General features: G+C 73.1%; 8 protein-coding genes and 1 tRNA gene. 6 read left to right on the top strand and 3 right to left on the bottom strand.

The features are described from left to right. From ACFYNX_RS29810 to ACFYNX_RS29785, 6 genes are all read left to right on the top strand, one after another. A tRNA-Gln gene (locus ACFYNX_RS29810) sits at positions 1-84 on the top strand. Between the two features lie 208 nt (positions 85-292). Further along, the gene (locus ACFYNX_RS29805; protein WP_365541895.1) at positions 293-601 is read left to right on the top strand and encodes an acyl carrier protein; all 309 of its coding nucleotides are present in this window, start codon (positions 293-295) and stop codon (positions 599-601) included. A gap of 34 nt (positions 602-635) precedes the next feature. Next, entirely contained in the window at positions 636-7,067 is a 6,432-nt protein-coding gene (locus ACFYNX_RS29800; protein WP_388665758.1) for an SDR family NAD(P)-dependent oxidoreductase, read from the top strand. An 89-nt stretch (positions 7,068-7,156) separates the two neighbouring features. Beyond that, positions 7,157-8,713, top strand: coding sequence for a long-chain-fatty-acid--CoA ligase (locus ACFYNX_RS29795; protein WP_388665756.1), 1,557 nt, complete (start codon positions 7,157-7,159; stop codon positions 8,711-8,713). Between the two features lie 100 nt (positions 8,714-8,813). Continuing rightward, positions 8,814-9,596 carry an alpha/beta fold hydrolase gene (locus ACFYNX_RS29790; protein WP_365541889.1) on the top strand — a complete coding sequence of 261 codons (783 nt, stop codon included), beginning with the start codon at positions 8,814-8,816 and terminating at the stop codon, positions 9,594-9,596. Between the two features lie 34 nt (positions 9,597-9,630). Continuing rightward, entirely contained in the window at positions 9,631-10,038 is a 408-nt protein-coding gene (locus tag ACFYNX_RS29785) for a nuclear transport factor 2 family protein (protein WP_365541887.1), read from the top strand. Between the two features lie 16 nt (positions 10,039-10,054). On the opposite strand, the gene ACFYNX_RS29780 is transcribed toward ACFYNX_RS29785, so the two are convergent. The 3 genes from ACFYNX_RS29780 to ACFYNX_RS29770 form a co-directional block, all read right to left on the bottom strand. Beyond that, on the bottom strand, positions 10,055-10,900 hold the full coding sequence (locus ACFYNX_RS29780; RefSeq protein WP_365541885.1) for a helix-turn-helix transcriptional regulator: 846 nt from the start codon (positions 10,898-10,900) through the stop codon (positions 10,055-10,057). A 134-nt stretch (positions 10,901-11,034) separates the two neighbouring features. Next, the gene (locus ACFYNX_RS29775; protein ID WP_388665753.1) at positions 11,035-11,733 is read right to left on the bottom strand and encodes a hypothetical protein; all 699 of its coding nucleotides are present in this window, start codon (positions 11,731-11,733) and stop codon (positions 11,035-11,037) included. An 80-nt stretch (positions 11,734-11,813) separates the two neighbouring features. Next, positions 11,814-13,277: an MFS transporter gene (locus ACFYNX_RS29770; protein ID WP_365541881.1), complete on the bottom strand. Its 1,464-nt coding sequence runs from the start codon at positions 13,275-13,277 to the stop codon at positions 11,814-11,816. Positions 13,278-13,503 lie beyond the last annotated feature (226 nt).

Genomic DNA, 13,503 nt, shown 5'->3' with positions numbered 1-13,503 from the left:
GGAGAGGTGCCCGGAGTGGTTTATCGGGGACCGTCTGACGGTCGGGTCCTTGGGCCCGCGCAGGTTCGAATCCTGCCCTCTCCGCGCAGTGGCATGCCCCCCCCGACCGGGCCGGGCGGGCCGGCTCCCCGGGCGGATCGGGGCGAGCCGGCCCGCCCGGCCCGGTCGCGTGCGCGGAGCCGACCGGTATCAGTCGACGGTCAGGAAGGCGTCAGGACGGGCTGATTCGATCGTCCCGTCCAGCCATCCGGCTGTCCTTTTCTGCCCGCCTTTCCGCACTACGGAGCATGCGATGAGCAAACAGGCCCCGGCGGTGGAGCAACTCTCCTCGCTTCCCCGGTCCGAGCGGTCGGAATTCCTCGAGAACATCGTCGTCGCGGAGTTCAGGGACGTCCTCCTCATGGGCGGCGACGAAATGTTCCCCACCGATCAGAGCTACTTCTCCCTCGGCTTCACCTCCCTGCGGCTCATGGAGGTGAAGACCCGGCTGGAGAAGGTGCTCGGATGCACCCTGAACACGAACGTCCTGTTCAACAGGCCGACCATCGAGGACCTCATCGAGTACCTGACGGACGAGGTGCTCGACGACCTCGTGCCGTAACCGCTGTGGGCCACCGAGAAGAGGGAAGACCGTCATGTCGAAAACGTCGAGCACTGCGGCGTCCGAGAACAGTGGGCCCGGCGCGGTGACGACCGCCGGCCCGCAGCACGAACCGATCGCGCTCGTCGGCATGGGTTTCCGCCTGCCGGGCGGCAACGAGTCCCCCGAGGAGTTCACCGAGTTCCTGCGGGCGGGGGGCAACGGCATCCGCCCCGTGCCCGAGGACCGCTGGAACGTATCCGCGCTCACCCCGCGCCCGGACGAGGCCGACATCGGCCCGGACGGCGAGCGGGAACGGGGCAAGGTCAGGACGACCGGAGCCGGATTCCTCGACCGGATAGACCAGTTCGACGCCCAGTTCTTCAACATCTCGCCCAAGGAGGCCGCCTTCGTCGACCCCCAGCAGCGGCTGCTGCTGGAGACCGCCTGGCAGGCCCTGGAGCAGGCCAACATCGACCCGGCCACCCTGCGGCACAGCAACGGCGGCGTCTACGTCGGAGCCAGCTCCATCGACTACGCCCTGGAGATGGAGGGCCTGCCCTACGAGGAGCTGGACGGCCACCTCGCGGCCGGCATCACGCTCTTCCCGCTCTCCGGACGGCTCTCGTACTTCTTCGGGCTGCGCGGCCCGAGCCTCACCGTGGACACCGCGTGCGCCTCCTCGCTCACCGCGACCCACCTGGCCGTGGAGGGGCTGCGCAGCGGCGCCTGCGACATCGCGCTGGCCGGTGCCGTGAACTGCCTCCACCACCCGCGCATCTTCGTGATGTTCTCGCACGCCAACATGCTGGCGCCGGACGGGCGCTGCAAGACCTTCGACGAGGACGCCGACGGTTACGTGCGCGCCGAGGGCTGCGCCGTCCTGGTCCTCAAGCGGCTGTCGGACGCCCGGCGCGACGGCGACCGGATCCTCGCCCTCATCCGCGGCACCGCCATCGGCGAGGACGGCGAGAGCGCCGGCCTGACCGTGCCCAACGGCACCGCCCAGGAGACCGTGATCCGCGCCGCGCTCCGCAACGGCGGCCTCACCCCCTCCGACATCCAGTACGTCGAGGCGCACGGCACCGGCACACCGCTCGGCGACCCGATCGAGATGGGCGCCATCAGCGACGTCTTCGCCGATTCGCACACCGCGGAGAGGCCGGTCACGGTCGCCTCGGTGAAGACCAACATCGGCCACACGGAGCCGGTCGCCGGCATCGCGGGCGTGATCAAGACCGTCCTGCAGCTCCAGGACGGCACGATCTTCCCCCACGTCAACTTCAGCACCCCCTCCGGGCGCATCCCGTGGGACAACATCCCGGTCACGGTGCCGACCGAGCCCCGGCCCTGGAAGGCCGACGGCACCCGGCGGGCCGTCGTCAACAGCTTCGGCTTCGCCGGCAGCATCGCCGCCGCCGTCATCGAGGAGCCGCCCGCCGTCGTCGACGAGCCCCCCGCCGTCGCCGAGGGACCGTCCGCCGTCGTCGAAGGGCCCCCCGCCCTCCCCGGCGCCGAGCCGTCGGACGCCTCCGGCGCGGACACCGCCGACGAGGGCGGGCACGTCTTCACCCTGTCCGCCAAGTCACGCCGCTCGCTCGCCCTGCAGATCGAGCGCTACCAGCGGCACCTGGCGAACGACCCGGAGATCGACCTCGGCGACCTCTGCTACACCGCCAACGTCGGCCGCAGCCACTTCACCCACCGGGTCGGCGGCGTCGTCACCGACCACGAGTCGCTGACCGCGCTGCTGGCCCGGCACGCCGGGACCGCCGAGGCGGGCGGCCGCCGCGACGCCGTCCGCAAGACCGCGTTCCTCTTCGCCGGCCAGGGCTCGCAGTACGCCGGCATGGGCGCCGCGCTCTACCGGCAGTTCCCGGTCTTCGCCGCCCACGTCGACGCCTGCGACGAGCTGTTCGCGGCCAAGCTGGGCCGCTCCGTGCGCGAGCTGATGTTCGCCACCGACGAGCGGGCCTCCGAGGAGCTGAACCGGACCCTCTACGCCCAGCCCGCCCTCTTCACCCTCGAATACGCCCTGGCCAGACTGTGGATGTCCTGGGGACTGCGGCCCAACGTCCTGATCGGCCACAGCATCGGCGAGGTCACCGCCGCCGCCGTCGCCGGCCTCTTCGACCTGGAGGACGCGACCACCCTGGTGGCCGCCCGCGCCCGGCTGATGCAGTCCGTCACCGCACCGGGCGGCATGGCCGCCGTCGGCGCGCCCGTGGACGAGGTCGCCCCGCTCCTGGAGAAGTACCCGGACCTGGCCGTCGCGGGCGTCAACTCGCCGCAGCAGACGGTCGTGTCCGGCGGCGAGGAGTCGTTGCGCGAGGCCGTCGACGCCTTCGCGGACCGCGGCCTGCGCGTCAAGCGGCTGACCGTGTCGCACGCCTTCCACTCCCCGCTGATGGAGGAGGTGTACGAGGCGTTCCGCGCCGAGATCGCGGACATCACCTTCCACGACCCCGAGCTCACCCTGATCTCCAACGTCACCGGCGAGGTCGCCCGCCTCCGCGACATCGGCACCCCCGACTACTGGGTGCGGCACATCGGCGCCCCCGTCGAGTTCGCCAAGGGCATGCGCACGGTGGAGCGCCGCGGCCGGCACATCATGGTTGAGATCGGCCCCTCGACGGGCCTGAGCGCCCCCGCCAAACAGTGCGTCGCGGCGCAGGACCACCTGTGGGTGGCCTGCCTGCACCCCCGGGACACCGACGGCCGGACCGTCCGCAACGCCGTGGCCCAGCTCTACACGGCCAACTTCTCCCTCTCCTGGACCGGCTTCCACTCCGGCCGCGAGCGCCGCACCGTCTCCCTGCCCGGCTACGCCTTCGACCGCAAGCGGTACTGGCTGCCGACCGGCTCCAACCGGCACGGCCTGGGCACCCGCGTCGCCGACACCAGCGGCGTCCACCACCCGCTGCTCGGCGCCGAGACCGGCACCGACGAACAGCGCGCCGCCGGAGTGCGCGAGTTCTCCACCGCCATCGCCGCCGACCGGCCGGGCTACCTCGCCGACCACGTGGCGATGGGCAAGGTCGTCTTCCCCGGCACCGGCTACCTCGAGATCGTCCTCGCCCTCCAGGACGCCGTGTTCGGCCACACCCGCCGGGCCGTCCGGGACGTCGCCCTCCGCGAGGCGCTCCTCCTCGACGAGGGGGCCCCGACCCGGCTGCGCACCCGGCTGCTCCCCGCCGCGGACGGCACCTCGACCGTCGAGGTGGTCAGCCTCACCGGCAGCGGCGCCGACGAGGTCGAGCGGCTCCACGCCACGGCCGTCCTGTCCGCCGCCGACGAGGCGCAGGAGGGGCCCGGCGAGGCCGCCCGCGCCCTGGTCGACCTGGCCGGACGGGACGAGCGGCCCGAGGACCACCTGCGCGCCGACGACGTGTACGCCGCCTACGCCGGCGCCGGTCTCGACTACGGCCCCGCGTTCCGGCTGATGCGCTCCGTCACGCGCTTCCCGAGCGGACTGACCGTCGGCGACCTGGGCGGCGTGACCTCCGGACCGCTGGAGCACGTCCCGCCGGCCCTCCTCGACGCGGCCATGCACAACATGGGCGCCCTCGCCGACGACGGCAACTCCTACCTGCCGGTCCGCTTCGGCCGCTTCACCCTCTTCCGCAAGCCGCGCGCCGCCTCGCTGCGCACCCTGCTGCGGCTCGTCCCGGCCGACTCGCCGGACGTCGACGTCTGCGCCGACGTCCTGGTGCTGGAGGGGGACGAGCCGGTCATGGAGCTGCGCGGCCTCGGCCTCAAGCAGCTCGCCGAGACCCCGGGCACGTCCCGGCGGAGCTTCTTCCACCAGCTCCGCTGGACCAAGCGCTCGGCGGCCGGCCCCGACGGCACCGCCGACCGCCGCGTCCTGGTGCTGGGGCGGCCCGCCGAGGACTTCCGGGAGGCCGCGGCCCGACTGGCCGAGGACGGCGGTCGGCTGCTCTTCGCCGACGACCCCGCCGGGGCCGGCGCCGTACTCGCCCGGGAGCGGGTCACCGACGTCTGCTGGTTCTGGCACCCCGGCCCGGACGCCGGCGGCGCCGACGCCCTGCGCGCGGAGGCGGAACGGAACTACGGGCGCCTGCTGGACCTGCTCGCCGAGCTCGACCGGCAGGGCTTCGGCCGCGACCAGCGGCTGTGGCTGGTCACCGAGGGGTCCCAGGTGCTGCGCGGGGACGACCCGGCCCGGGTCCGGCTCGGCGGCAGCTCGCTCTGGGGCTTCGGCGCGGTGATGCTCAACGAGTACCCCTCCTACCGGACCACCCTCGTCGACCTGCCCGCCGACGGCACCGGTCCGGACGCCCTCGTCACGGAGCTGACCTCGCGCGAGACCGGCGACTTCCAGGTGGCGTACCGGGACGGGCACCGTCACGTGCGACGGCTGGTCGCCGACGACGCCCGGTCCCGCCGGGACAACGCGTTCGGGCTCGCCGTCAAGGAGTACGGCACCTTCTCCGGCATCCGGCCCGAGCGGGTCGAGGAGACCGCGCCCACCGGCGACGAGATCCAGGTCCAGGTCGCGGCCGTCGGCCTCAACTTCAAGGACGTGCTCAACGCCCTCGGCATGATGAAGGAGTTCGGCGAGCAGCCGCTCGGCTTCGAGTGCTCCGGCACGGTCGTCGCGGCCGGTCCGGACGCCGCCTTCGCCCCCGGCGACGAGGTGATCGTCAACTACCTCGGCCTGATGCGCCGGCGGGTCACCGTGCCCTCGGCGGTCGCCGTGCGCAAGCCCGCCGGACTGGACGCCGTCCAGGCCGCCGGCCTCGTCTCGGTGTACGTCACCGCCTACTACGCCCTGCACCGGCTGGCCGGGATGAAGGCGGGCGACCGCGTCCTCGTGCACGCGGCGGCCGGCGGCGTCGGCCAGGCGGCCACCCACCTCGCCCGGCTCGCCGGTGCGGAGGTCTTCGCCACCGCCAGCCCCCACAAGTGGCCGCTCCTGCGCGAACAGGGCGTCGAGCACGTCATGAACTCCCGCACGCTGGACTTCGCCGACGAGATCGCGCGGATCACCGGCGGGCGAGGCGTCGACATCGTCCTCAACAGCCTCAACAAGGACTTCATCCCCGCCGGCATGAAGTCCCTCGGCCGGGACGGCCGGTTCGTCGAGCTGGGCAAGGTCGGCGCCTGGACCCCGGAGCAGGTCGCCGCCGAGCGGCCCGACGTGTCGTACTTCAACTTCGACCTCAGCGAACTCCCGCAGGACCGCCTGATCCCGCTCAACCAGGAGATCATGCGGGTGATCGTGGAGCTGGTGGAGCGGGGCGACCTGCCGCCGCTGCCCGTCACCGCGTACACCCTCGACGAGGTCGAGGAGGCGTTCGGCGTCCTCAGCCGCGGCGCCAACATCGGCAAGCTGGTCATCGAGCTCGACGACCCGTCGGCCGCCGAGCCGCGCGCCGTCGACGTCCGGCCCGACCACGTCTACCTGATCACCGGCGGCCTCGGCGGCCTCGGACTGGTCGCGGCGGAGAAGCTGGTCGACCTCGGCGCCCGCAGGCTGGCCCTGGTCGGGCGGCGCGCCGAACCCGCTCCCGACGTCGCCCACCTGCTGGAACGGCTGCGGGAACGGGCCGAGGTCACCGTCCTGACCGGCGACGTCTCCGACCCGGCCGACGTCGGCCGGATCACCGCCGAACTGCTCCGCTCCGACGCCCCGGTCGGCGGCATCGTCCACGCGGCGGGCACCACCGCCGACCAGCCCGTCGCCGACCAGACCTGGCAGACCCTGGACACCGTCTTCGAGGCGAAGGTCTACGGTTCCTGGCTGCTGCACGAGGCGGCCGTGGCCTTTCCGGAGCTGGAGTTCTTCGTCGGCTTCTCGTCGGCGGCCCCGGTGGTCGGCGCCCCTGGCCAGTCCAACTACGCCGCCGCGAACGCCTTCCTGGACACGATGATGGCCTGGCGGTCGGCCCAGGGCCTGCCCGCCCTCTCGGTCAACTGGGGCCCGTGGGCCGAGGTCGGCATGTCGGCCCGGCTGGGCGAGGTGCTGATCCGTCGCTGGGAGGACGAGGGCATCAAGCTCTTCTCGCCCGGTCGCGGCGCCCGGGCCCTCGCCTCGGTGCTCGGCCGCCCGCTGAGCCAGATCGTGGTCGGCGAGGCGGACTGGGACCGGTTCACCGCCGCCAAGCCGGTGCGCAACGCGCTCTACGAGCGGCTCGTCCAGCCCGGCGGCGGGGCGTCGCTCACCCTCGACCTGGATGCCCTGCGCCGGCAGACCCAGGCCGAACGGCTCGCCGCGCTCGACGAGTTCGTCCGGGTGAGGACGGCCGACGTGCTCCACCTGGACGACCCCGACTCCATCGACTCCTACACCGAGTTCGTCCACCTGGGGCTGGACTCCCTGGTGGCGGTGGAGCTGAAGAACACGCTGGAGGCGGCGCTGCGGCTGCCGCTCCCGCCCCAACTGGCCTTCGAGCACCCGTCGCCGGCCCGGCTCGCGGCCTTCCTGGAGCAGCAACTCACGGGGACCGTCGAAGCCGCGGCCTGACCCGCGGTGTGCCCGGGCCCGTCGCGGCCCGGGCACACCGCCCGCCCCGTACACCCCCCTGACCCCGGCACACCGAAAAGGAGGCCTCCGTGACCGGACCGAGCACGGACACCATCGGCGCCCGCTCCTCGCTGCACGCGGACCGCCGGCCGGACCACCCGGCGATCATCTGCGGCGGCCGGCACGTCACGTACGCCGCGCTGCACCGGGCGAGCAACCGCACCGCCCACGCCCTCGCCGCCGCCGGCCTCGCCCGCGGCGACCGCGTCGCCTACCTGGGCCGGGAGGACGAGCACTACTACGACCTCGTCCTGGGCTGCGCCAAGACCGGTGTGGTGCTGGTCCCCATCAACTGGCGGCTGACCGCCGACGAGGTGGACCACATCCTGCGCGACTCCGGCGCCCGCGCGGTCTTCGTCCAGGGCGAGTTCCTGCCCGCCGTCGAGCGCGTCCGGGACGGGTTGCCGCAGTTGCGCGACGTCCTCCGCTTCGACGGCGACGGGCACCCCGCCGAGGGCTTCCTCGCCTGGAAGGACGAGGCCCCGGAGACCGACCCCACCGCGGTGATCGGCCCCGACGACCCGATGGTGCAGATGTACACCAGCGGCACCAGCGGCCTGCCCAAGGGCGTGGTCCTCGCCCACCGCACCTTCTTCACCTTCATCGAGAACATGCGACGGGCCGACTGCGACTGGATCGACTGGCGGCCCGAGGACCGGACGCTGATCTGCTTCCCCGGCCTGCACTCGGCCGGCATGGCCTGGTTCATGCACGCCTTCAACGTCGGCGCCACCTCGGTGATCATGAGCGTCTTCCTGGCCGACGACGCCGTCCGGCTCGTTCCCGAGCACCGCGTCACCACCGTCTGGGCCGCCCCCGCCATGCTCGACATGATGATGGCCGAACCCGGGGCCGGCCCCGGGACGTTCGCCTCGCTCCGCAAGGTCGTCTACGGCGGCGCGCCCATCTCGCCGGCCCAACTGGAGCGCTGCCTGGCCGTGTTCGGCTGCGAGCTGGCCCAGATGTACGCCGCCGCCGAGACCGGCAGCGTCGTCACCTGCCTCACCCCCGCCGACCACGCGCGGGACAACGCGCGGCTGACCTCCGCCGGCCGGGTCTGCCCCGGCAACGAGGTCCGGATCCTCGACGACGACGGCAAGGAACTGCCCGCCGGGAGCATCGGCCAGGTCACCGTCCGGACGCCGGCCCACTTCGTCGAGTACTACCGCCGGCCGGAGGCCACCGCCCGCGCCCTGGAGTACGGCTGGCTCAGGCTCGGTGACGCCGGCTACCTCGACGAGGACGGCTACCTCTTCCTCTGCGACCGGATCGACGACACGATCATCGTCGCCGGCCAGAACATCTACCCGGTCGAGGTGGAGAACGCCCTGCGCGCCCACCCCGCCGTCGCCGACGTGGCCGTGGTCGGCGTCCCCGACGCCCGCTGGGGCGAGACCGTCCGGGCCTGCGTGGTCCTCGCGCCCGGCACCGAGGCGAGCGGTCGCCGTCTGATGCTCTTCCTGCGCGGCCGGCTCGCCGACTTCAAGATCCCCACCAGCTACGCGTTCCTGGACGTCCTGCCCCGCAACCCCACCGGCAAGGTGCTGCGCCGCGAACTGCGGCAGCGGTACGCCGCCGCGGGCTGACCGGGTCGTCCCGCCCCGCACGCCGGCCGCCGCCGGGCGGCCCCCGGGGGCCCGGCCGACGGCGGCCGGACCCCCGGTTCCCACCACCTGAAGGAGCACGATGACCGAGCCGGTCGCCGCCCTCGCGGACCGCTGGTTCCAGCCGGAGAGCGCACCCGACGCCGGAACCCGGATCTTTCTGCTGCACTACGCGGGCAGCGGCGCGTCCATCTACCACGACTGGCCGGCGCAGATCCCCGCCGACGTCTCCGTCCAGTGCATCCAGTTGCCCGGCCGCCAGGAGCGGTACGGCGAGGAGATGTTCACCGACATCGAACCGCTGGTGCAGACCCTCGCCGACGCCTTCGCCGCCGAACTCGACGACCGCCCGTACGCGGTCTTCGGCCACTGCATGGGCGCCCTCGTCGGCTACCGCGTGACCGTCGAGCTGCACGAGCGCGGCGAGCGGCCGCCGGTGTTGCTGGGCGCCTCCGCGTGGGCCCCGAAGGGCTTCCGCACCCCGCCCCCCGAGCAGCTCCAGGTGCCGCAGAGCGAGCTCGTCGACTGGGCCCGCGGCCTGGGCTCGCTGCCCGAGGCCGTCCTCCACGACTCCGAGGCCCTCGGCATGATGATGCCCGCCATGCGCGCCGACCTGGAGGTCTGCGCCAGCTACCGGGACGACGACGCCGAGGTGCCCTGCCCCGTCGTCACCTACAGCGCCGACAAGGACCCGCTGGTCGACCCCGGGGCCATGGCCTCCTGGGTGCCCCGGACCCGCTCGTACCTCGGCAACCGCCTCTTCCGGGGCGGCCACTTCTTCGTCCACGAGCAGACCACCTCGATCACCGCCGACTTCGTCCGCCTGCTGCTCGGCCGGGCCGCCGCGGCCCGGCCGGCCCGCTGACCCCGCCGGAACACCCGTACCGAAGGAGCCCCGCATGTCCAGGACCGAACCCAACGCCTTCGCCGACCGCTACGTCGCGGTCTGGACCGAGACCGATCCGGCCGCCCGGCGCAAGGCCGTCGAGGAGCTGTGGGCGCCCGACGGCGTCTACGCGAACGCCGTCGCCGTCGTCACCGGCCACGAGGCCATCGCCACCCAGGTGGGGTACGCGCACGACGCCTACGCCACCGGCGGCTTCACCTTCCGCTCCTGCGCGAACGCCCGCGGGCAGCACGACACCCTGCGGTTCAACTGGGTGATGGTCTCGGAGGCCACCGGAGCCCTGGAGGCCGTCGGCTTCGACTTCGTCACGCTCGACGAGGACGGCCGGATCCTCTCGGACCACCAGTACTTCGACACCCCGCCGACCTACGTCGTGCCGGCCCCCGGCGGTACGGACTGACCGTCCCGCCCGCGCCCTACGCCGCTCCCGCCGGGTCCTGCCCGGCGGGAGCGGCGGCGTGCAGGCCCTTGAGCAGCTCGCCGGTGACCCCGTCCGCCGGCAGGAACGCCTCCACGGCCAGCTCCGCGACGGTCACGTCCAGCGGCATGCCGAAGGTGGCGATGGTGCAGATCAGCGAGAGCTCCGCGTCCCGGTACCGCAGGCGCAGCGGCAGCGTGAGGTCGGTGTGGTCGGTGCGGGGCCGGGGGTCGGGCTCGCCGCCGCTCGCGTAGCCGAGCAGTTCCCGGTACAGCTCGGTGAGCCCCGGCTCGGCGGTCAGCTCGACCCGCCGCTGGAGCCGCTGGAGGAGCTGGTCGCGCCACTCGGGGAAGTTGATGATCCTCGACCGCATGCCCCCGGGGTGCAGGGCCAACCGGAGCGCGTTGACGGGAGGGCGCAGCAGCTCGGGCGCGGCGCCCTCGGCGAAGAGCCGGAAGCCGCTGTTGCTGAGCACGACGTTCCAGTTGCGGTCCACCACGAGGGCGGGGAAGGGCTCGTGACCCGTCAGGATCTGGCGGAGCGCGTCACGCACAGGGAGCATATCGGCAACGTCCAGAGGTGAGTCCGTGTAGGCGGGCGCGTAGCCGGCCGCCAGCAGGAGCTGGTTCTGCTCGCGCAACGCCAGGTCGAGGTGGCGGCCCAGCCGCAGCACCATGTCCCGGCTGGGCCTGGACCGCCCGGTCTCCAGGAAGCTGAGGTGACGGGCGGAGATCTCGGCCCGGGTCGCCAGGGCGAGCTGGCTGTAGCCCCGCTGCTCCCGCCACCGGCGCACCAGTTCGCCCACCGGGCGGGACACTTGCAGACTTTCCTGCACCTCGGTCATCTCATCACCCTGCATCATCCTCGGCGTCGGGCACAACCGCGGAGGCGGATCGCGGGCCGCGCACGGCCGGGAGGCGTGCGCGGCCCCGGGACACCCGGCCCGCGGCGCCGAGAGCGCCGCGGGCCGGGGGACTCTCAGACCCGCCCGCCCGCCCCGGGAAAGCGGTAGTGGGCGCGCACCAGGCCCTGGGCGTCGCGCAGCAGCAGGTCCACACCGGTCTCGCCCGACTCCGCGCGCCACGGGTGGCGGAAGGCGTCGTGCTGTGCCGAGGCGCTGCCCGTGCGGTGCCGCGCCCCGCCGGCCTCCAGCGCGGCGGCCACGGCCTCCACGCCCTCGTGCACGCCGTTCTCGTCGACCAGGACCGCGCCGGGCAGGTAGAGGTCGGCGACCTCCTTGCGCAGCGCCTCGCCCCCGGCCGCCACCGCGGCCAGGTACCGGTCGGCCTGGGCGTCGAGCCCGGCGTCCGAGGCCGGCGGCTCGTTGAACTGGTAGTCGCTGGTGATCCGGCCCTCGCCGTCCAGCAGCACCACGTCGAAGCCGACGGCGAGCACGTTCTCGCTGTCGCCCGGGGTCATCACCCAGGTGAAGGCCAGCGCGCCGGGCCGGCCGACCGGCTCGCCACCGCTCCGGAAGCGCAGTCCCTGGCCTCCCACGAACTGGTCGTGGGCCTCGGTCACCCGGGCCACCAGCTCCTCGGTGCCCCGGAAGCGGCGGGTCTGCGTGTGGTGCAGCCCGTCCGGCGCCCACAGCGCGGCGACGGCGTCCCGCCGGGCGGCGGGGTCGGGCTCGTTCCAGACGGCGACGTAACGGTCCAGCAGTTCTTCGGCACTCACGTGCGCTCTCTCTCCTTCGTCAGCGGGAAGCCCGGGGCGGCGCGGGGGTTTCGCCGCCCCGGGAGTTCACCGGGGGTGGTTCACTTGCCGTCGTTCGTCTTGGGCAGCGCCTGGACCAGGAGGGCCAGGACGGCGGCGACCGCGACGAGGAAGACGATCCCCATGTCGAACGCGTGGGCGTAGGCCGACGTGTCGGGGGCGTCGCCCAGCGCGTTGTAGAAGATCACACCGATCACCGCGACGCCGACCGAGTTGCCGATCTGCAGACCGGTGGTGAGCACGCCGGAGGCCGAGCCCGCGTACTGCGGGTTGACCCGGGCGAGCACGGTGGAGGCGAGCGGGGCGACCGCCAGGCCCATGCCGGCGCCGTCGATGACCAGGCCGGGGATCAGCCAGGCGATGCTGCCGCCGTCGCCGAGCCGGGCGACCGTGATCCCGAGGATCACCAGGCCCGCGCCCATCAGCAGGGCGCCGACGGCCAGCACCTGGCGTCCGAGCTTGGCGGCGAACTTGGTGGCGTTCATCGAGGTGTACATGTACCCCGCGCCGATGGCGGCGAAGAGCAGGCCCGCCTCCAGGGCGGTCAGACCCCGGCCGGCCTGCATGTACAGGGCGAGCACCAGGAAGAAGGACGCCTGGCCCATCCAGAACACCAACTGGCAGGCGAGGCCGACGGTGAAGGCGCGGTCGCCGAACATGGCGATGTTCACCAGCGGGGAACCGCCCTTCCGGGCGATCGAGCGCTCGATGGCCACGAACGCGGCGGTCAGCACGACGAACGCGCCCAGGGACAGCCAGGTCCACAGCGGCCAGCCGGCCTCGCGGCCCTCGATCAGCGGCAGGACCAGGGCGACCAGGGCGAGGGTGACCACGACGACGCCGAGGAGGTCCAGCTTGGGCCGCCCCTCGGCCCGCGCCTCGGGCACCACCTTCACCGTCAGCGCCATGATGAGCAGGCCGAGCGGCAGGTTCACCAGGAAGCAGGAGCGCCAGCCCCAGCCCGCGATGTCGGCCTCGATCAGCAGACCGCCGATGAGCTGGCCGAACACGGCCGCGAGCCCCATGGCCAGGCCGTAGCCGGCGAAGACCTTGAGCCGTGCGGCACCGGTGAAGATCGTGCCCAGCAGCGCCAGCACCTGGGGTGCGAGCAGCGCGGCCGCGAGGCCCTGGAGCACCCGCGAGAAGACCAGGAAGCCGCCCGTCTGGGCGACGCCGCAGAGCAGCGAGGCGACGGTGAACAGCCCCAGGCCCAGCAGGAACATCTTGCGGCGGCCGTACAGGTCGCCCAGGCGGCCACCGGTGATCAGGCCCACGCCGTAGGCCAGGCCGAATCCGGCGACCACCCATTCGATGGCGGACGCGGTCGCCTTCAGGTCGGTCTGCAGGGAGGGAATGGCGACGTTGACGATGAAGAAGTCGAGGGTGGTGATGAAGACGCCGGCCAGCACGGTCGGCAGGATCAGCCGGTGCGGTACGGCCGGACTTCCGGCCGCCGGTGCGGGCGGTGACGGCGCGGCGGGGCTGCGGTTGGTGTCGGTGGTCATTCTTCGTACTCCCGATCGATCACAGGATGTGTGAAACCCGGCTCGCCCGCGGCCGGGCAGACAGGTGTCCGAGTGCCTCTCCAGAGTCTCGTCCGGTGATCAGGGGGGTCAATTACCTACCAGGTAATCACCGGGGTCCGCCCGCCCCGGCCCGCCCCGGCGACAGCGCCCGCGCACAAGGACGCGGAAGGCGCTCCAGCGGTTGTCCAGGCGGGATCAGCAGTAC

The organism is Streptomyces sp. NPDC007872, assembly GCF_042868165.1.
Taxonomy (GTDB): domain Bacteria; phylum Actinomycetota; class Actinomycetes; order Streptomycetales; family Streptomycetaceae; genus Streptomyces.
The sequence above is the reverse complement of the archived record's forward strand: the minus strand, read 5'-3'. Positions and strand labels throughout refer to the sequence as shown.

What these genes read in the sequence shown, in the direction of transcription:
- ACFYNX_RS29805 (WP_365541895.1), top strand. Translation starts at nt 293, where the DNA reads ATGAGCAAACAGGCCCCGGCGGTGGAGCAACTCTCCTCGCTTCCCCGG.
- ACFYNX_RS29800 (WP_388665758.1), top strand. Translation starts at nt 636, where the DNA reads ATGTCGAAAACGTCGAGCACTGCGGCGTCCGAGAACAGTGGGCCCGGC.
- ACFYNX_RS29790 (WP_365541889.1), top strand. Translation starts at nt 8,814, where the DNA reads ATGACCGAGCCGGTCGCCGCCCTCGCGGACCGCTGGTTCCAGCCGGAG.
- ACFYNX_RS29785 (WP_365541887.1), top strand. Translation starts at nt 9,631, where the DNA reads ATGTCCAGGACCGAACCCAACGCCTTCGCCGACCGCTACGTCGCGGTC.
- ACFYNX_RS29780 (WP_365541885.1), bottom strand. Translation starts at nt 10,900, where the DNA reads ATGACCGAGGTGCAGGAAAGTCTGCAAGTGTCCCGCCCGGTGGGCGAA.
- ACFYNX_RS29770 (WP_365541881.1), bottom strand. Translation starts at nt 13,277, where the DNA reads ATGACCACCGACACCAACCGCAGCCCCGCCGCGCCGTCACCGCCCGCA.